This is a genomic window from Curvibacter sp. GW821-FHT01G03 (genome assembly GCF_059422285.1).
In genome coordinates this window covers 235,335-253,522 of the sequence record NZ_JBWKWP010000003.1, presented here as the reverse complement: position 1 = coordinate 253,522, position 18,188 = coordinate 235,335, and the positions used below count along the sequence as shown (strand labels likewise).

At 65.7% G+C, this 18,188-nt stretch carries 17 protein-coding genes; 12 read left to right on the top strand and 5 right to left on the bottom strand.

The features are described from left to right. Positions 1-205: 205 nt before the first annotated feature. The 4 genes from AC07VS_RS05435 to AC07VS_RS05420 form a co-directional block, all read right to left on the bottom strand. Complete coding sequence (locus tag AC07VS_RS05435) at positions 206-2,560, bottom strand: putative bifunctional diguanylate cyclase/phosphodiesterase (protein WP_492350736.1); 2,355 nt, start codon at positions 2,558-2,560, stop codon at positions 206-208. After that, the gene (locus tag AC07VS_RS05430) at positions 2,560-3,159 is read right to left on the bottom strand and encodes a methylamine utilization protein (RefSeq protein ID WP_492350724.1); all 600 of its coding nucleotides are present in this window, start codon (positions 3,157-3,159) and stop codon (positions 2,560-2,562) included. Before AC07VS_RS05430 ends, AC07VS_RS05435 begins: the two co-directional genes overlap by 1 nt. Before the next feature lie 124 nt (positions 3,160-3,283). After that, a complete protein-coding gene (locus tag AC07VS_RS05425) occupies positions 3,284-3,634 on the bottom strand; it encodes a PilZ domain-containing protein (protein ID WP_494750371.1) in 351 nt (116 codons plus the stop codon). 185 nt (positions 3,635-3,819) lie between these two features. Then, positions 3,820-4,536 carry a Crp/Fnr family transcriptional regulator gene (locus AC07VS_RS05420; protein WP_492350726.1) on the bottom strand — a complete coding sequence of 239 codons (717 nt, stop codon included), beginning with the start codon at positions 4,534-4,536 and terminating at the stop codon, positions 3,820-3,822. Positions 4,537-4,695: 159 nt separating this feature from the next. Here AC07VS_RS05420 and AC07VS_RS05415 point away from each other — a divergent pair, with 159 nt between their 5' ends. The 11 genes from AC07VS_RS05415 (at position 4,696) to AC07VS_RS05365 (ending at position 16,607) form a co-directional block, all read left to right on the top strand. Continuing rightward, positions 4,696-6,642, top strand: coding sequence for an AMP-dependent synthetase/ligase (locus AC07VS_RS05415; RefSeq protein ID WP_492350727.1), 1,947 nt, complete (start codon positions 4,696-4,698; stop codon positions 6,640-6,642). A gap of 16 nt (positions 6,643-6,658) precedes the next feature. After that, on the top strand, positions 6,659-7,444 hold the full coding sequence (locus tag AC07VS_RS05410; RefSeq protein ID WP_019577245.1) for an ABC transporter ATP-binding protein: 786 nt from the start codon (positions 6,659-6,661) through the stop codon (positions 7,442-7,444). A gap of 16 nt (positions 7,445-7,460) precedes the next feature. Further along, positions 7,461-8,390: a branched-chain amino acid ABC transporter permease gene (locus tag AC07VS_RS05405; RefSeq protein WP_492350728.1), complete on the top strand. Its 930-nt coding sequence runs from the start codon at positions 7,461-7,463 to the stop codon at positions 8,388-8,390. Beyond that, positions 8,387-8,641, top strand: coding sequence for a hypothetical protein (locus AC07VS_RS05400; RefSeq protein ID WP_494750370.1), 255 nt, complete (start codon positions 8,387-8,389; stop codon positions 8,639-8,641). The genes AC07VS_RS05405 and AC07VS_RS05400 overlap by 4 nt, the downstream gene beginning before the upstream one ends. Before the next feature lie 29 nt (positions 8,642-8,670). Continuing rightward, entirely contained in the window at positions 8,671-9,747 is a 1,077-nt protein-coding gene (locus AC07VS_RS05395; protein ID WP_492350730.1) for a branched-chain amino acid ABC transporter permease, read from the top strand. A 42-nt stretch (positions 9,748-9,789) separates the two neighbouring features. Further along, entirely contained in the window at positions 9,790-11,124 is a 1,335-nt protein-coding gene (locus AC07VS_RS05390; protein ID WP_492350731.1) for an ABC transporter substrate-binding protein, read from the top strand. 80 nt (positions 11,125-11,204) lie between these two features. Further along, a complete protein-coding gene (locus AC07VS_RS05385) occupies positions 11,205-12,014 on the top strand; it encodes an ABC transporter ATP-binding protein (protein ID WP_027478903.1) in 810 nt (269 codons plus the stop codon). A 400-nt stretch (positions 12,015-12,414) separates the two neighbouring features. After that, a complete protein-coding gene (locus AC07VS_RS05380; protein ID WP_492350732.1) occupies positions 12,415-13,668 on the top strand; it encodes a phenylacetate--CoA ligase family protein in 1,254 nt (417 codons plus the stop codon). A gap of 172 nt (positions 13,669-13,840) precedes the next feature. Beyond that, positions 13,841-14,818, top strand: coding sequence for a tripartite tricarboxylate transporter substrate-binding protein (locus AC07VS_RS05375; RefSeq protein WP_494657864.1), 978 nt, complete (start codon positions 13,841-13,843; stop codon positions 14,816-14,818). Positions 14,819-15,013: 195 nt separating this feature from the next. Next, on the top strand, positions 15,014-15,469 hold the full coding sequence (locus AC07VS_RS05370; RefSeq protein ID WP_492350734.1) for a MarR family winged helix-turn-helix transcriptional regulator: 456 nt from the start codon (positions 15,014-15,016) through the stop codon (positions 15,467-15,469). Between the two features lie 172 nt (positions 15,470-15,641). Beyond that, positions 15,642-16,607: a tripartite tricarboxylate transporter substrate binding protein gene (locus tag AC07VS_RS05365; RefSeq protein ID WP_494657911.1), complete on the top strand. Its 966-nt coding sequence runs from the start codon at positions 15,642-15,644 to the stop codon at positions 16,605-16,607. A gap of 233 nt (positions 16,608-16,840) precedes the next feature. Here AC07VS_RS05365 and AC07VS_RS05360 read toward each other — a convergent pair whose 3' ends face one another. After that, positions 16,841-17,164 carry a DUF1840 domain-containing protein gene (locus AC07VS_RS05360; protein ID WP_494657866.1) on the bottom strand — a complete coding sequence of 108 codons (324 nt, stop codon included), beginning with the start codon at positions 17,162-17,164 and terminating at the stop codon, positions 16,841-16,843. A gap of 287 nt (positions 17,165-17,451) precedes the next feature. Here AC07VS_RS05360 and AC07VS_RS05355 point away from each other — a divergent pair, with 287 nt between their 5' ends. Continuing rightward, complete coding sequence (locus tag AC07VS_RS05355; protein ID WP_494657868.1) at positions 17,452-18,186, top strand: ABC transporter ATP-binding protein; 735 nt, start codon at positions 17,452-17,454, stop codon at positions 18,184-18,186. Positions 18,187-18,188: the final 2 nt, after the last annotated feature.

Genomic DNA, 18,188 nt, shown 5'->3' with positions numbered 1-18,188 from the left:
GTCGCGGTTGCCGCCCGGGGCGGGGCCACGGCGGCCGGCCGAGGGCGGGCGGGCTGCGCCGCCGCTGCGGGGGCTGGCGGCCTTGTCGCCTTCGGGGCGCGGTGCGCGCAGGGTGAGTCGGGGTTTGGAATCGGACATGCTGATGAGGTGAAAGCCGCAGCACCTGCCTCTCGGGCCAGATGGCTGCGTGTTGGAATCGGGAAACTCAGGCGGCGGTGGCTGCCATTGCCGTCTGCTGTGCGCACCAGGTCAGGAACGCCTCGGCCGGCAGGGGCCGGCTGATGTGATAGCCCTGGGCTTCATCGCACTGGAGCTGGCCCAGCCGCTCCATGATGGCGGCGCTTTCGACGCCTTCAGCCACCACGCTGAGGCCCAGATTGTGCGCGAGGTCGATGGTCGAGCGCACGATCTTGGCATCGTCTTCGTCTTTTTCCATGCCCATGACGAAAGATTTGTCGATCTTCAACTCGTCGACCGGCAGTCGCTTGAGGTAGGCGAGCGACGAATAACCCGTGCCGAAATCATCGATCGACAGCTTGAAACCCTGCTCGGAGAGGCGGTTGAGCATGGTTTCAGCCCGCTGCGGGTCGTCCATGATGGCGCTCTCGGTGATCTCCAGGCAAAAGCGCGCGGGCTGCACCTCGTGGCGTTGCAGCAGCGCCCCCAGCCGGGTGCTGAGTTCGGGGTCGAGCAGGTCACGGGTGGACAGGTTGATCGAGACGCGCAGCCCCGACAGGGCTTCGGGCAGACCGGCGATCAGGCGGGTGGCGGCCTCGAACATCCACAGCGTGAGCTGGCGCACAAAGCCGGTCTGCTCTGCAAAGGGGATGAAGTCCATGGGCGGCACCAGGCCGCGCTGCGGGTGCTGCCAGCGTACCAGGGCCTCGGCCGCCAGCACCTCGCCACCGGGCAGCCGGACCTTGGGTTGCAGGAACAGGCGCAGTTCGTTTTGCTCTACCGCGCGGCGCATCTCGGTCAGCAGCGACAGCATCTGGCCGCTGGCCGAATCGAAGGCGGGGTCGTACAACAAGGCCCCGCTGAGCTTGCGCTTGGCGGTGTACATGGCGATTTCGGAGCGGCTCAGCAGCAGGTCGGCGTTGTCGGCGTCGGCGGGCCAGCAGGCCACGCCCATGCCGGCGCTCAAGTCGATGGTCTGATCGTCAAACGCCAGGGGGACTTCAAAAGCCCCTGCGATGCGCTGGGTGAACTCCAGGGCTGCCTTGGCGTCGCTGCCCTGCAGCAGCACGGCAAATTCGTTGCCGCCGCGCCGGGCCACCAGGTCACCGGGCTGGGTGACCAGGTTCTGCAGCCGCCCGGCCACGGCCTGCAGCAGGCGGTCGCCAAAAGCGTAGCCCAGCACATCGTTGACGTGTTTGAAGCGGTCCAGGTCCAGCGACACCACGGCCAACGGACGGGCCAGCGGGGTGCTGTCGCGGATGGCTTGCTCCAGCGCCTCGCGGAAGCGCTCGCGGTTGGGCAGGCCGGTCAGTCGGTCCCAGTAGGCCAGGTGGCGGATTTCGCGTTGCTGGTGATCGATGTCGACACGCATGTGGTCGAAGGCGCGCGCCAGGTTGCCGATCTCGTCGCGCCGCTCCAGGTGGGCGATGGGGGTCTGGTACTCACCCACGGCCAGGCGCTGGGTGGCCAGCAGCAGGTCGCGCAGCGGGGTGGTGATGCGCCGCGCCACCAGCGAGCTGCCCAGCGCCACCAGCAACAGGCCGCCGCCACTGATCAGCGCCAGCAGCCACTGCAGGCGCCGGTAGGGGGCCAGCACCTCTTCGGCCGAGCGCAGCAGAATCGTCTCGACCTCGCCGTTGCGGCTTTTCATGGGCACGTGGCGGGTCAGCACCAGCTCGCCGCTGCCGCTGAGTTCCGCCCCACCCGCCTGGGCCAGGGCCCGCCCGGTGACCTCGGAGGCGGCGGTGGAAAAGGCCAGCGTGCGCCGGCCTTCGGATTGGGTGACCAGCACCACCTCGACCTGCAGCAGCAGCCCCATTTCCTTGCCCAGGTCCTGCGACACCGGAAACCCCATCAGCACCCAGCCGATGGTGAGCGGGGCGCGCATGGGCACCATGACGAACTGGTGGGGCACGCCTTTGATGACGATCAGCGGGGCTCCGGTGGGGTTTCGGCTCAGGTAGGCCGGCAGATCGGCGATGAGCTGCTGATCCAGGCCCATGTGCTCGTCGGCCAGGCTGGAGGCCGTGACCTTGAACTGTGGATCCAGGAAAGCCGTGACCGTGGCGCCAATGCGGCTGCCATGGTTCTCCAGCACCGATTGCACGGTCTGCACATCGCCCGAGTTGATGGCCGAACGAAAGCCGTAGTCGGCAGCCAGCAGGGTGGCGCTGTCGCGCAACTGCTCCACCTTTTGCGCCAGCATGCGTTCCCACACGTGCTCGGCAATGTCGAGCTCGCGGGCCACCTGGCGCCGCGCGTTGGCCTCGATGCTCTGGCGCACCACGCCAAAGCCGGCGATCTGCACCACCAGCAGCAGCAACAGGGACAAGCCCACCAGCCGGGTGATCAGGCTGGCAGCACCGCGCTGGAGACGCGGAATCACGGCGTCAGCCCCGTCATGCGCACACTGGCCGTGACGCTGCCGCTGGCCGGCACCACCAGGGCCTGGTCCAGCGCGGCCGCCCCCACCGGCAGGCCGGGGTGCCAGCTGCGCAGGCGGTAGTTGCCCGCCGGCACGTTGTCCAGCGTCAGGCGACCGGCCTGGCTCAGCCCGTGGTACGGGGTGTTGACCACCAGCACCCAGCCCACCATCGAGTCATGGATGTTGCAGCCCAACAGCACCACCCCCGGCTGATCGAACAGCACCGGGTTGGCCGGGGTGCCGGCATACAGCTTGAGCTCGAACTTCTTGGCGGGCGAAAAGGAATAGACGTGGTGGCGCACCTTGTCACGGTTGGGAAACGCCAGCTCGGTGCCCTTGGTCACCACCAGCACCCGGGGCACGAACTCTTTGCCCTGCTGCGCCATCTCGGCGCCCTGCAGGGGCTTGACGGCCCGCGCCGCCTCAGGCGAATCGAGAAACACCACGGCGTCGGACAAGGGTTTGCCGGCCTCGTCGCGCAACTCGACCTGAACACTGGCGGCGGCGCACGCCGCAGCAGCCAAGCAAGCCCCGACCCCGACCCAAACGCTTTTCATTGCCTTCTCCAGCCAAGCCCAAATGCCCCGCGCAGCCCCTGCGTGCGCACCAGCTTTGTTACAGGTCTCCATCCTACAAGCAAGCGCCGTCCCGCTGGTGGTGGATCGGCGAAGCCCCCGAGGCTCAATCACCCATGAAGGCCTGCAGCCGTTCCTGCGCGCCCCGAGGCAGGGCCTGAAACTGCACACCGACCCGAAAACCGCCATCGCGCTGGCTCAGCACGCTGTATGTGACCACGCCCTGCACGGCGAGCATGGGCTGAGGCGGTTGGGCCGGCAGGGCGATGCGAACCAGGCAACGGCCGCCGGGCCTGATGTTCAAAGGGCTGCTCAAGGCCACGCCGCCCGCCGAGACCTCCACGGTGCGCACGGCCAGGGGGGCGGCACCATCCACCTCCAGGACGGCGGTCAATCGGACCAGTTTTCGGAAAGCGCTGCGCCGCTCGGACGGGGCGGAATGGACGGGGGAGTTCATATCGGGGGCAGGCCCGCGGGTCTCGCGGGCCTCAGGTTCTGCGGGGCGTTGTTCGGTTCAGCGCCCCATCACGGAGGGGCGGTATTATCGTTGCCCCCGGGCGGATCCAACCCAGAGTCCGGCTGATCAAAGGGTTTTGCATCAGATTGCGCACTTTTGTGCGCAATAAGAAGGGGATTCCCGCCTCAACCCGAAGCCTGCAGGGTTGATCGCAGGCCCTCGGCCGACAGCACGCGCAGACCGCCGTACTCCACCCGGATGATCTGCTGGCGCTCCAGGTTGCGCAGCGCCTCGTTCACGCGCTGGCGTGACAGCCCCACCAGGTAGGCCAGCTCTTGCTGGGTGATGCGCAGCACCTCACCCACACCGGGGTAGAGCACGGGGTTGAACAGCGCGGCCAGGCTGCGCGCCACGCGCACGTCGGGGTTGTTCATGCGGTCGATCTCACGCGCAGCAATGAACTGCCCCAGGCGCTCATTGAGCTGGTTCATGACAAAGCGGTTGAAGCCCAGCGAATGGTCCAGCAGCCAGTGGAACCCCTCCAGCGGCAGGCCTGCCACCACACTGCGGCGCAACGCCTGGATGTTGTAGCGGTAGGGCTCACGCTTCATCGCCGTGCCCTCGCCAAACCAGCCCCCGGGGGGCACCCCGGTGAAGGTGATGGGATGGCCCTGGGCACTGTCGGCGCTCATCTTGAGCAAACCTTCAACCACACCGAACCAGTAGTTCACGGGCCGGCCCATGCGGCAGATGTAGTCGCCCGGCAGGGCATCGCCCACCACCAGCATCGGCAAGATGCGGTCGCGCTCGGTGGGCTGCAGATGGTGCAGCCAGGGGATGCCGGCCATTTCCTCGGCCGTGGGGGGGCGACGACGCTGATACAACGCAGACTCGCTGGCCATGCAACACCTCCGGGACAGAACTGGGGAAAGTCCGAACAAGGGACAACCCGCAAATTGTCATTGCAACGACAACATGGCGTCAAACCCCTGCTTACGATTCATTGCATATCGGCGGCGACCGCAGAGTCCGCCCCATCCAACTGGAGACAAGGAACCGTCATGCACACCACGTTTCCCCGCTTGCTGCAAAAGCACGCGAGCGAGCGCCCTCAGGCGCCAGCGATCCGAGAAAAGGAATACGGCATCTGGCAGACCCGCAGCTGGTCTGACCTGGCCCACCTGGTCGAACACATTGCCTGCGGCCTTCACCAAGCCGGTCTGGTGAGGGGCGAGCACATGGTGGTGATCGGGGCCAACCGCCCGCGCCTGTACGCCACCATGCTGGCAGCACAGTCGCTGGGCGCGATCCCGATCCCCCTGTACCAGGACGCGGCCGCCGCCGAGTGCGTGTTCCCGCTCAACAACGCCGAGGTTCGCTACTGCCTGGTGGAAGACCAGGAGCAGGTCGACAAGATGCTGGAGGTGCGTGAGCAGTACCCCGCCCTCAGCCACATCTATTACGACGACCCGCGCGGCCTGCGCAACTACACCGACCCGGGCCTGGGCGCGCTCGACGAGCTCGTGGCCAGCGGCCAGGTGTTTGCCCAGAACCACCCCGACTTCTGGCGCGAAGAGGTCGAGAAGGCCCAGCCCGACGACGTGGCGGCCATGTTCTTCACCTCGGGCACCACGGGCAACCCCAAGGGCGTGGTGCACACCCACCGGGCGCTGGTCGATCGCGCCCAGGCCGGGGCGAGCTTTGACAAGCTGAGCTCGGCCGAAGAGGTGCTGGCCTACCTGCCACCGGCCTGGATCGGGCAGAACATCTTCAGCTACTCGCAATGGTTGAGCTGCGGCTACGTGGTCAACTGCCCCGAGTCGAGCGCCACCGTGGCCATCGACCTGCGCGAAGTGGGCCCCACTTACTACTTTGCGCCGCCGCGCGTGTTTGAAGGCCTGCTGACCAGCGTGATGATCCGCATGGAAGACGCGGGCTGGCTCAAGCGCACGCTGTTCCACAAGTGCATGGCCATTGCCAAGCGCTTTGGCCCCGACCGCATGGACGGCAAGCCCATCGGCTTGCTGGGCGCGCTGCAGTATGGCCTGGGCAATCTGCTGATCTACGGGCCGCTGCGCAACACGCTGGGCCTGTCGCGGGTGCGGGTGGCCTACACCGCGGGCGAGGCCATCGGGCCCGACCTGTTCACCTTCTACCGCTCGATCGGCATCAACCTCAAGCAGCTGTATGGCTCCACCGAGACCGCCGTGTTCGTGTGCCTGCAGCCCGACCACGAGGCACGCGCCGACACCGTGGGCGTGCCCTGCCAGGGGGTGGAGATCAAGGTGGCCGACAACGGCGAGATCCTGGTCAAGTCACCCGGCCTGCTGAAGGAGTATTACAAGAACCCCAAGGCCACGGCCGAGGTGCTCAGTGACGACGGCTGGTACCACACCAGTGACGCCGGCTTCATCGACGCCCACGGTCACCTGAAGATCATCGACCGCGTGAAAGACGTGGGCCGCCTCAAGGGCGGGGCCAACGACGGCGCCATGTTTGCGCCCAAGTACGTGGAGAACAAGCTCAAGTTTTTCCCGCACATCAAGGAGGCCGTGGCCCTGGGCGACGGGCGAGACCGGGTGTGCGTGATGCTCAACATCGACTTCGATGCGGTGGGCAACTGGGCCGAACGGCGCAACCTGCCCTACGCGGGCTACACCGATCTGGCGCAGAAGCCCCAGGTGTACCAACTGATGCTCGAGTGCGTGGAAAAGGTCAATGCTGACCTGGCCGCCGATGCGCTGCTGGCGGGTTCGCAGATCAGCCGCTTCCTGGTGCTGCACAAAGAGCTGGACGCCGACGATGGCGAGCTGACCCGCACCAACAAGGTCCGCCGTGGCTACATCGGAGAGAAGTACGCGGTGCTGGTCGACGCCCTGTATGGCGGCGCCACCGAGCAGTACATCGAGACCCAGGTCAAGTTCGAGGATGGCCGCACCGGCAGCGTCAGCGCCACGCTGAAGCTGTCGGACGCCAAGACCTTTGCCCCGGTGAAGACCGCAGCCTGACCCACAGCGAAGCAACATGAGCACCAAAAAGATTGGCGACGTCATCCTCGACGTCAAGAACATCAGCCTGCGGTTTGGCGGCGTGAAGGCCCTGACCGACATCTCGTTCAATGTGCGCGAGCACGAGATCCGCTCCATCATCGGCCCCAACGGCGCCGGCAAGAGCTCGATGCTCAACTGCATCAACGGGGTGTACACCCCGTCGGAGGGATCGATCACCTTCCGCGGCAAGACCTTCGACCACATGAACTCGCGTCAGGTGGCCGAAATGGGCGTGGCCCGCACCTTCCAGAATCTGGCCTTGTTCAAGGGCATGAGCGTGCTCGACAACATCATGTCGGGGCGCAACCTGAAGATCAAAAGCAACCTGCTGCTGCAGGCCCTGCGCATCGGCCCGGCCGAGCGCGAGGAGATCCGGCACCGCGAGTTCGTGGAACGCATCATCGACTTCCTGGAGATCCAGGCCTTTCGCAAGACCCCGGTGGGCCAGCTGCCCTACGGCCTGCAAAAGCGGGTCGACCTGGGCCGCGCCCTGGCCATGGAGCCGCAGGTGCTGCTGCTCGATGAGCCCATGGCCGGCATGAACGTGGAAGAGAAGCAGGACATGTGCCGCTTCATCCTCGATGTGAACGACGAATTCGGCACCACCATCGTGCTGATCGAGCACGACATGGGCGTGGTGATGGACATCTCGGACCGCGTGGTGGTGCTGGACTACGGCAAGAAGATCGGCGACGGCGCACCCGACGAAGTTCGCAACAACGAAGACGTGATCCGCGCCTACCTCGGCGCCGGCCACTGATCAAGAGAGGCAGGACATGGCATTTTTTCTAGAAACCCTGATTGGCGGCCTCATGGCCGGCATGCTGTACTCGCTGGTCGCACTGGGCTTTGTGCTGATCTACAAGGCCTCGGGCGTGTTCAACTTTGCGCAAGGCGCGATGGTGCTGTTCGCCGCCCTGGCCATGGCGCGCTTTGCCGAGTGGATTCCGGCCTGGACGGGCCTGGACAACGCCATCGTGGCCAATCTGCTGGCCTTTGTGGCGGCGGGCGTGGTGATGTTCGTGGTGGCCTGGGCCATCGAGTTTCTGGTGCTGCGCCACCTGGTCAACCAGGAGGGCGCCACCCTGCTGATGGCCACGCTGGGCATCACCTACTTCATGGAAGGCCTGGGCCAGGCCTTGTTCGGCAGCGACGTCTACAAGATCGACGTGGGCATGCCCAAAGACCCGATGTTCGCACTCGAGTCGATCTTCCAGGGCGGCATCCTGATCAACAAGGAAGACGTGATCGCCGCCGCCATCGCCGCCGCCCTGGTGGCCGCACTGAGCGTGTTCTTTCAGAAGACCGCCACCGGCCGCGCCTTGCGCGCCGTGGCCGACGACCACCAGGCGGCCCAGTCGATCGGCATCCCGCTCAACCGCATCTGGGTGATCGTGTGGTGCGTGGCCGGCGTGGTGGCCCTGGTGGCCGGGATGATCTGGGGCAGCAAGCTGGGCGTGCAGTTCTCGCTCGCCACCGTGGCCCTGCGCGCCCTGCCCGTGGTGATCCTGGGCGGCCTGACCTCGGTGCCCGGCGCCATCATCGGCGGCCTGATCATCGGCGTGGGCGAAAAGCTCTCCGAGGTCTACCTCGGCCCCTTCGTGGGCGGCGGCATCGAGATCTGGTTCGCCTACGTCCTGGCCCTCGTGTTCCTCCTCTTCAGACCCCAAGGTTTGTTCGGGGAAAAGATCATCGATCGCGTATGAAATACGCGATGAATCTGCAGGATTCCGGGCCGGCAACGGCCAGCGATGAGCTTTCGGCGCAGGCTGACTTGCACTGCAAGTCAAGCGCAGCGGGCCGAAGCCAAAAGACCTTTCACATCCGTATGAAATACGCGATGAATCCGCAGGATTCCGGGCCGGCAACGGCCAGCGATGAGCTTTCGGCGAAGGCTGACTTGCATCGCAAGTCAAGCGCAGCGGGCCATAGCCAAAAGATCATCCACCACGTCTAAGCCACAACAAGAACACCAGGAGACACACCATGCTCTACCGTGAGAACGGCCAGTTCAAGACCACCTACCGCGCTGACCAGCAGATCTTCCCGATCGCGCAGGACCGCTTCTTCATGCTGGCCCTGCTGGCACTGGCCTTCGTGGTGGTACCGCTGACAGCCAGCGACTACCTGTTCCGCGCCATCCTGATCCCGTTTGTGATCATGTCGCTGGCAGCCCTGGGGGTGAACATCCTGGTCGGCTACTGCGGCCAGATCTCGCTGGGCTCGGGCGCCTTCATGGCGGTGGGGGCCTATGGCGCCTACAACTTCTTTGCCCGCATCCCGGGCATGCCGCTGATCCCCACGCTGATCCTCGGCGGCCTGTGTGCCACGGCCTTCGGCATCCTGTTCGGGCTGCCCAGCCTGCGCGTGAAGGGCTTGTACCTGGCCGTGGCCACGCTGGCGGCGCAGTTCTTTGCCGACTGGATGTTCCTGCGCATCAAGTGGTTCACGCTGGACAACTCTTCGGGCTCGGTGGCGGTGTCCAACCTGCAGGTGTTCGGCTTTGCGCTCGAAAGCGACGTGAGCAAGTACCTGTTCTGCCTGTGTGCCCTGGCCGTGATCGCCCTGGGGGCCAAGAACCTGGTGCGCGGCGCCATCGGCCGCGAGTGGATGGCCATCCGCGACATGGACGTGGCCGCCTCGGTGATCGGCATCCGCCCCATGTACGCCAAGCTCAGCGCCTTTGCGGTCAGCTCGTTCATCATCGGCGTGGCCGGCGCGCTGTGGGCCTTCTTCTACCTGGGGGCCTGGGAGCCGGGCGCGTTCTCGGTCGACCTGTCGTTCAAGCTGCTGTTCATGGTGATCATCGGCGGGCTGGGTTCGATCATGGGCAGCTTCTTCGGCGCCGCCTTCATCGTGGTGCTGCCGATCGCGCTGAGCCAGTTCCTGCCCTTCCTGGCCGGCCTGGTCGGGCGAGACATCAGCACCACCGCGGCCTCGCACGCCGAGCTGATGATCTTTGGCGGCCTGATCGTGTGGTTTTTGATCGTCGAGCCGCATGGGCTGGCCAAGCTGTGGTCCACCGCCAAGCAAAAGCTCAGACTCTGGCCCTTCCCCCATTGATTTCCTGACCGTGCCTTCATCCATTCAACAACGGAGACAACCATGAAGATTCGCCAATTGGCCCTTGCCGCCACCCTGCTTGCCGCAGGCGTTTCCTCCCTCGTCAGCACGTCGGCCTTCGCCCAGGCGAAGGAGCAGTACATGCCGGTGCTGTCGTACCGCACGGGCCCCTACGCGCCCAACGGCACGCCGATTGCCAACGGCATCGTCGACTACTACAAGCTCGTCAACGCGCGTGGTGGCATCAATGGCGTGAAGCTGCTGATCGAAGAATGCGAGACCGGCTACGACACCGCCCGCAGCGTGGAGTGCTATGAACGCCTCAAGGGCAACCATGGCGGTGCCGCCGTGATCCAGCCCTGGTCCACCGGCGCCACCTTTGCCATCACCGAGAAGGCGCCCACCGACAAGATCCCGCTGGTGACCCTGGGCTATGGCCGCAGCGAAAGCGCCGACGGCACGGTGTTCAAGTGGAACTTCCCCTTGGCCGGCAACTACTGGGTGGCGGGCGACGTGATCGTGCAGGCCATCGGCAAGAAGGAAGGCGGGCTGGACAAGCTCAAGGGCAAGAAGATCGCCCTGGTCTACCACGACAGCCCCTTCGGCAAGGAAGCCCTGCCCATCATCCAGGAACGTGCCAAGGCCCATGGCTTCGAGCTGCAACTGCTGCCGGTGACGGCCCCGGGCGTGGAGCAAAAAGCCACCTGGCTGCAGATCCGCCAGTCGCGCCCCGACTACACCATTCTGTGGGGCTTTGGCGTGATGAACTCCACCGCCCTGAAGGAAGCCCAGGCCACCGGCTACCCGCGCGAGAAGATGTACGGCGTGTGGTGGTCGGGTGCCGAACCCGATGTGCGTGACGTGGGCGAAGGCGCCAAGGGCTACAACGCCGTGGCGCTGCAAAACAGCTCCGACTTCGATGCCAAGCTGGTCAAGGAGGCCCTGGCCACCCTGCACGCCAAGGGCCAGGGCACGGGCCCCAAGGAAGAGGTTGGCCAGGTGCTGTGGCTGCGCGGCGCCATGAGCGCGATGCTGACCGTGGAAGGCATCCGGGCCGCCCAGGAGCGCTATGGCAAGGGCAAGGTCATGAACGGCGATCAGGTGCGCTGGGGCCTGGAAAACCTGAACCTGACCCAGGCCAAGCTCGATGCGCTGGGCTTTGGCGGCGTGCTGCGCCCCATCAGCACCTCGTGCCAGGACCACATGGGCGCCTACTGGGCCCGCATGCACAGCTGGGACGGCAAGGCCTGGAAGATCACCAGCGACTGGATGCAGGGTGATGAGCAAATCATCAAGCCCATGGTCAAGGCCGCTGCCGCCAAGTACGCCGCAGAAAAGAAGCTGACCCCGCGCACCCCGGCCGACTGCCAGTCGTGATGCGGTCGTGATGGCTTGACGCAATGGTTCCGTGCCGGGCAAGCGCCCGGCACGCCCCGACCTCTCCACAAAGAAGTGCCATGGACAAACCCAACATCGTTCTCAACGTCAACGGCATCGAGGTGATCTACAACCACGTGATCCTCGTGCTCAAAGGCGTCTCCCTGCAGGTGCCCGAAGGCGGCATCGTGGCCATCCTGGGTGGCAATGGCGCCGGCAAGACGACCACGCTGCGCGCCATCTCCAACCTGCTCAAGGGTGAACGCGGCGAAGTCACCAAGGGCTCGATCGAGCTGCGCGGCGAGCGCATCGAGAACCTGTCGCCGGCCGACCTGGTCAAGCGCGGTGTGGTGCAGGTGATGGAGGGCCGGCACTGCTTTGCCCACCTCACGATCGAAGAGAACCTCATGACCGGCTCTTACACCCGCGCCGACAAGGGCGAGGTGGCGGCCAACCTTGAGAAGGTCTACAACTACTTTCCGCGCCTCAAGACCCGCCGCACCTCACAGGCGGCCTACACCTCGGGCGGCGAGCAGCAGATGTGCGCCATCGGCCGCGCCTTGATGGCCAACCCCAGCATGGTGCTGCTCGACGAGCCCTCGATGGGCCTGGCGCCGCAGATCGTCGAAGAGGTGTTCAACATCGTGAAAGACCTCAACGCCAAAGAGAAGGTCACTTTCCTGCTGGCCGAACAGAACACCAACATGGCCCTGAAGTACGCCGACTACGGCTACATCATGGAAAGCGGCCGCGTGGTGATGGACGGCGCCGCCAGCGACCTGGCCAGCAATGAAGACGTGAAAGAGTTCTACCTCGGCGTGGGCGGCGGCGAGCGCAAGAGTTTCAAAGACGTGAAAAGCTACAAGCGCCGCAAGCGCTGGCTGGCATGAAATGGCCCCCACGCTCCCTCACTGCGTGTGGTCGCTGCCCCCCGAGGGGGCCCCAGCCGCCTTGGGGCAGCCCGGCTGCGGTTGGATTTCCCCAAGCGCGCACGCCCTGCTTTTGCGAGCAGGCGCCCCTTTTTCACACTGTATTGAACTGACCAGGTCTTGAGTCCATGCCCCCGAATACGTCGATACCGAACCCGAGCACGACATGGCAGTTTGCTTGTGCCTGGGCTCAGCCGGATGGGCTGCATAGCCCTTGGCCAGGTTTGAATCTCCCGATGAGAACCCGTTGCACATGGTCTGCTGCTGCGGCCCACGGCATGCCTGGATGGATCTTGCCCGTTCTCACACCTTCTCTGTTTCCGCAAGCCCTGCCCGAGTGCACCCCTGACAGGAATTCACCATGACCTCAAGCTACGACGCGCTGGAAACGCGCACGCCGGCCGACCGCGAAGCTGCGCTGATGGCCGCCCTGCCCACGCAAGTGGCCCATGCACAGACCCGCACCACCGCCTTTGGCGCCTTGCTGGCCGGCGTGGACGCGGCGCGCATCGACAGCCGGGCCGCCCTGGCCCAGTTGCCGGTGACCCGCAAGCACGAGCTGCTGGAGCGCCAGCAGGCCGCGCGTGCCGCCGCAGGCAATGTGTTCGGCGGCTTCAGCGCACTGGGCTTTGGCGCCGCCATGCCGCGTGTGTTTGCCAGCCCCGGCACGCTGTACGAACCCGAGGGCACACGCCGCGACTACTGGCGCATGGCGCGCGCCATCCACGCCGCGGGCTTCCGGCCCGGGGAGTTGATCCACAACAGCTTCAGCTACCACTTCGTGCCGGCAGGCTCGATGATGGAGAGCGGCGCCCACGCCCTGGGTTGCACCGTGTTCCCAGGTGGCACCGGCCAGACCGAACAACAGGTGCAGGCCATGGCCGAGCTGCAGCCCGCGGGCTACATCGGCACCCCCAGCTTTCTGAAGATCCTGGTCGAAAAAGCAGCCGAACTGGGCCTGCCCCTGCCCAGCCTGCGCAAGGCCCTGGTCAGCGGCGAGGCCTTCCCGCCCTCCTTGCGCGACTGGCTGCAGGCCCGCGGCGTGGACGGCTACCAGTGCTATGCCACGGCCGACCTGGGCCTGATCGCCTACGAAACCACCGCTCGCGAAGGCCTGGTGTTGGATGAGGGCGTGATCGTCGAGATCGTGCGCCCCGGCACCGGCGACCCGGTGCCCGAAGGCGAGGTGGGCGAGCTGGTGGTGACCACGCTGAACCCCGACTACCCGCTGATCCGCTTCGGCACGGGCGACCTGTCGGCGGTACTGCCGGGCCCCTGCCCCACGGGGCGCACCAACACCCGCATCAAGGGCTGGATGGGTCGGGCCGACCAGACCACCAAGGTGCGCGGCATGTTTGTGCATCCGGGCCAGGTGGCCGAAGTGGCTCGTCGTTTCCCGCAGGTGCGCAAGGCCCGCCTGGTGGTCAGCGGTGAGATGGCCAACGACCAGATGGTGCTGCAGGTAGAGACCACCGAGATGGCAGAAGGCCTGGCCGGCGCCATTGCCGACGCCATCCGCGAGGTGACCAAGCTGCGTGGCGAGGTCGAGCTGGTCAACCCCGGCAGCCTGCCCAACGACGGCAAGGTGATCGAGGACGCGCGCAGCTACCGCTGAGTCAGGCCACGCCCGGCGGCAGGCTGTCAAAGACCTGACGACCGGGCGACCCCATCGGCCCTAAACCTTTGATGACAAAGGGTTTTCTGGCGAATCGGGTACGTAGTTCCCGGGATGCCGACCGCCGCGTGCAGTGGCTATCATCCTTCGCACCATCAAGAAGGAGACCCTCATGACCAAGCTGCTGCCCCTGGTGGCCCTGATCGCTGCATCGTTCAGCGCCCTGGCCGCCGACTTCCCCCTCAAGGACAAGCCGATCACCCTGGTGGTGCCCTTCTCGGCCGGTGGCCCCACCGACCGCGTGGCCCGTGACCTGTCCGAAGCCCTGCGCAAGCAACTGGGAACCTCGGTGGTGATCGAGAACGCAGCCGGCGCCGGCAGCTCCATCGGTGCCGCCAAGGTGGCCCGCGCCACACCCGACGGCCACACCCTGCTGGTCAACCACATCGCCATGGCCACCATGCCGGCGCTGGTGCGCAACCTGCCATTCAAGGTCGAGTCCGACTTCGAGTACCTGGGCATCATCAACGACGTGCCCATGACCCTGATCGCCAAGCCCAGCATGCCGGCCAGCAACTACAAGGAACTGGCCACCTGGATCGGCCAGAACAAGGGCAAGATCAACCTGGGCAATGCGGGCGTCGGCTCGGCCTCGCACCTGTGCGGCCTGCTGTACCAGAACGCCATCGAGACGGACATGACCACTGTGCCCTACAAGGGCACCGCCCCCGCCATCACCGACCTGATCGGCGGCCAGATCGATCTGCTGTGCGACCAGACCACCAACACGACCAGCCAGATCGAAGGCAAAAAAGTCAAGGCCTACGCGGTGACCACGGCCAAACGCCTGAACACCCCCTTGCTGAAAGACCTGCCCACCCTGGCCGAATCGGGTGTGAAGGACTTCCAGATCACCATCTGGCACGGCCTGTACGCGCCCAAGGGCACGCCGGCCGACATCCAGGTCAAGATCAACACGGCCCTGAAGGCCGCCCTGAAAGACCCCGACTTCATCAAGAAGCAGGAAGGCCTGGGTGCCGTGGTGGCCACCGACCGGCGCATCGAGCCCGCCGAGCACAAGAAGTTTGTGCAAGCTGAAATCGCCAAGTGGACGCCCATCATCAAGGCCGCGGGCGTGTACGCCGACTGATGCGCCCCGAGGGGCACGCCCTGCACTGAAAGCCCGCCCGGTTTTCGTGCCCAACAGACCGTCTGCCTCGTCCGCGAGCCAGGCGGTTTTTTTTGAGGCTTGAAAGCCAGGGAAAGCCCGGGTGTTCGGCTTGGTAACGATCGTTACCATCGCTTAAAACACCCTCCGGTCGCACGACCAACACCGCTGATCTCCATGAATTCGCCCGATGCCCCGCTGTTTTCCAAGCTGGTCCGCTTGATGAACCTCACGGTGCGCCCCTTTCATGACCAGGTCGGACGCCAGTACCACCTGACGCTCAATGAATGGCGGGTGATGGCCTTGCTGGCGGTGCAACCCGGTTTGTCGGCGGCCCGTCTGTCCGAGTTGACCGGCCTGGACAAGATGTCGATCAGCCGCGCGCTCGCAGGCCTGACGGCGCAGGACCGGCTGCTGCGCAGCCCCGACCCGCACGATCAACGCCGCCAGTGCCTGCAGCTGAGCCCGCAAGGGCTGGCACTGCACCAGCAGATCCAGCCCCTGGCCAATGAGCGGGAGGCCGAGCTGTTCCGTGGCCTGAACCCGGCACGCCGGGTGCGGCTCGAAAAAAGCCTGGACGACCTGATCGAAGTGCTGTCCCATGAGCAGGCCCTGCGTGGGCGCCCCCACTGAGCACGCGCCCGGTACGCCGCTGACCTGACCCTGAAACTACCGGGCGGCCCGTATCGCCGCCCACCTCACGGAGACCCGCCACATGCCCCACCCCCGTCACCCCAACCGGCCCGCCGCCCCCCAGCGCCGCACCTGGCTGCGCCGCCTGCCTGGCAGCCTGCTCGGCCTGGCCATGCTGCTGGGGCCTCTGGCCGCCCAGCAGGCCCTGGCCCAGAGCGCCTGGCCCAGCAAACCCGTGCGTATCGTGGTGCCCTTTGCCCCGGGCGGCACCACCGACCTGCTGGCCCGCGCCATGGCACCCGAGCTGCAGAAGGCCTTTGGCCAGGCCTTCGTGATCGACAACCGAACCGGCGCCGGCGGCAATGTGGGTGCCGACATCGTGGCCAAATCACCGGCCGACGGCTACACCCTTCTGATGGGCACGGTGGGCACGCACGGCATCAACCGGGCCCTGTACGAGAAAATGCCCTACGACCCGATCAAGGACTTCGCACCCATCACGCTGGTGGCGGCGGTGCCCAATGTGATGGTGGTCAACGCCGAAAAGGCACGCGAGATGAACATCAACAGCGTGCAGGATTTCATCCGCATGGCCAAGGCCAGCCCGGGCAAGCTGAACATGGCGTCCAGCGGCAACGGCACGTCCATCCACCTGGCGGGCGAGCTGTTCAAGAGCATGACGGGCACCTACATGATCCACTTCCCCTACCGCGGCTCGGGCCCCGCCCTGATGGACCTGGTGGGCGGCAACATGGACGTGATGTTCGACAACCTGCCCTCGGCACTGCAGCAGATCAAGGCCGGCAAGCTCAAGGCCCTCGCCGTGACCAGTGCACAACGCTCGCCGGCCCTGCCCGACGTGCCCACCGTGGAACAGGCCGGCGGCCCCAGCCTGAAGGGCTTCGAGGCCAGCTCCTGGTTCGGCCTGCTGGCCCCGGCCGGCACGCCGCCCGAGATCGTCAACCGCATCCAGCAGGAGGTGGCCAAGTCGCTCGCGGCCCCGGCCTTCAAGGAAAAGCTGCAGGCGCAGGGGGCAATACCGAGTGGTATCACCCCTGCAGAGTTTGCCAAGCTGATCGACAGCGAGCATCGGAAGTGGGCTCAGGTGGTGAAGGCTTCTGGGGCGAAAGTGGATTGAGGTCGGGCGTCCGCTGCGGGCGTTTGGTACGCGGATTGGCGTCTCCGCTGCGCTCTGTTCCTTCTGTCATTTGTTTCAGGTCGGAGGCCGGGATTGCGCCCCGGCCTCCGCCCTGAAACAAAGAGCAGAACCACCAGAGCGCAGCGGCAAGACAGAATCCACGATGAGTGGGCAAGGCTCGCCCCTCATCAGCGGCAATGCCCCAAGCGCACTGACCGCCAAGTCAGCCCCCCTCACACCCCCCAAGTCACATCATGCCCCTCCCGCTCACTGCGCCGCAGCATGTCAATCAGCGGCGCCACCCGCTGGCGCAGTGACACGCCCTGGGGGCGGGCGGTTTCCTCGTCCTCTTCGGGGTTGTCGGCCCGCGCCTGGGCGGCCAGGGCATCCTCGGCGGCCACGGCGGATTCGAGGGCGCCCACGGCGGCGGCGATCTGGGACGACAAGATGATGCCCTGCGGGCCTGGCGTCTTGCCGATGATCTCCAGCACCCGGCGCCCGTTGGGCTCCAGCATGATCAGGTCAGCCGTGGATTTGGACTTGAACTTGTAAAGCATGGTGGTTCTTTCCTAGTGTCGCCAAGTGGCGCCATGGGGTGATTCTCACCCCTGATGGGGGCTTGCCCGAGGGCCAACTCAGCGGGCAAGCCCCCATCAGGCCCGGCCTTGCCGCAACGATGTGAACGGTTTGCAAAGCAGGTACAAACCCTAGGGCCGATTGATCAACATCAAGTCGAGGCCGCCGCGACGGCCTATCGTGAACACTTCGGGCGCCTGGTGGTCGGGCGCCCACCTCACACGCAGTCCTCAGGGCTTGCCAACCCGTGAGCCCCACGACGCGCCCCATGACAGCCAGCCAGCCAAGCCGCACGGATTCTGCCCCCACCCCAGGCGAAGCCATCGTCGCGCGTGACGTGAGCAAATGGTTTGGCGAGGGCGATACGCGCATGAAGGCGGTCGATCAGGTCGACTTTGTGGCGCATTTCGGCGAGATGGTGTTCATCGTCGGCCCCTCCGGCAGCGGCAAGACCACGTTCCTGAGCATGATCTCGGGCATTTTGCGGCCCGACGAGGGCGAGGTGCTGGTCAAGGGCCGCAACATCTGGCAGTTGGGCAAGGATGAATTGGCCGAGTTCCGGCTCAACAACATCGGCTTTGTGTTCCAGGACTTTCACCTGTTCCCGCGGCTGACCACCGCCGAGAACGTGTCCGTGCCCCTGGTGCTGCGCGGCCAGCCCTGGGACGCGGCCCAGGACGCCGGGCGGCGCATCCTGGACGTGGTCAATCTGGCGCGCCGCGCTGACGTGCTGCCCGTCAAGCTGTCGGGCGGCGAGCAGCAGCGGGTGGCGATTGCCCGCGCGATCGTGGGTCAGCCCGACATCCTGGTGCTCGACGAGCCCACGGCCTCGCTCGATGGTGACACCGGCAAGATGATCATCGCCTTCGTCAAGCAGCAGATCCTGAACCAGCACCGCTGCATCCTGATCGTGACGCACGACGCCCGCATCAATGAATTCGCCGACCGCATCGTGCACATGGAAAACGGGCACATCACCGGCTTCGACAAGGGAACTGAATGATG

Bases quoted from the DNA above. Each gene is read 5' to 3' on its own strand.
- AC07VS_RS05430 (WP_492350724.1), bottom strand. From the start codon at position 3,159: ATGAAAAGCGTTTGGGTCGGGGTCGGGGCTTGCTTGGCTGCTGCGGCG.
- AC07VS_RS05425 (WP_494750371.1), bottom strand. From the start codon at position 3,634: ATGAACTCCCCCGTCCATTCCGCCCCGTCCGAGCGGCGCAGCGCTTTC.
- AC07VS_RS05420 (WP_492350726.1), bottom strand. From the start codon at position 4,536: ATGGCCAGCGAGTCTGCGTTGTATCAGCGTCGTCGCCCCCCCACGGCC.
- AC07VS_RS05415 (WP_492350727.1), top strand. From the start codon at position 4,696: ATGCACACCACGTTTCCCCGCTTGCTGCAAAAGCACGCGAGCGAGCGC.
- AC07VS_RS05410 (WP_019577245.1), top strand. From the start codon at position 6,659: ATGAGCACCAAAAAGATTGGCGACGTCATCCTCGACGTCAAGAACATC.
- AC07VS_RS05405 (WP_492350728.1), top strand. From the start codon at position 7,461: ATGGCATTTTTTCTAGAAACCCTGATTGGCGGCCTCATGGCCGGCATG.
- AC07VS_RS05400 (WP_494750370.1), top strand. From the start codon at position 8,387: ATGAAATACGCGATGAATCTGCAGGATTCCGGGCCGGCAACGGCCAGC.
- AC07VS_RS05395 (WP_492350730.1), top strand. From the start codon at position 8,671: ATGCTCTACCGTGAGAACGGCCAGTTCAAGACCACCTACCGCGCTGAC.
- AC07VS_RS05390 (WP_492350731.1), top strand. From the start codon at position 9,790: ATGAAGATTCGCCAATTGGCCCTTGCCGCCACCCTGCTTGCCGCAGGC.
- AC07VS_RS05385 (WP_027478903.1), top strand. From the start codon at position 11,205: ATGGACAAACCCAACATCGTTCTCAACGTCAACGGCATCGAGGTGATC.
- AC07VS_RS05380 (WP_492350732.1), top strand. From the start codon at position 12,415: ATGACCTCAAGCTACGACGCGCTGGAAACGCGCACGCCGGCCGACCGC.
- AC07VS_RS05375 (WP_494657864.1), top strand. From the start codon at position 13,841: ATGACCAAGCTGCTGCCCCTGGTGGCCCTGATCGCTGCATCGTTCAGC.
- AC07VS_RS05370 (WP_492350734.1), top strand. From the start codon at position 15,014: ATGAATTCGCCCGATGCCCCGCTGTTTTCCAAGCTGGTCCGCTTGATG.
- AC07VS_RS05365 (WP_494657911.1), top strand. From the start codon at position 15,642: ATGCTGCTGGGGCCTCTGGCCGCCCAGCAGGCCCTGGCCCAGAGCGCC.
- AC07VS_RS05360 (WP_494657866.1), bottom strand. From the start codon at position 17,164: ATGCTTTACAAGTTCAAGTCCAAATCCACGGCTGACCTGATCATGCTG.
- AC07VS_RS05355 (WP_494657868.1), top strand. From the start codon at position 17,452: ATGACAGCCAGCCAGCCAAGCCGCACGGATTCTGCCCCCACCCCAGGC.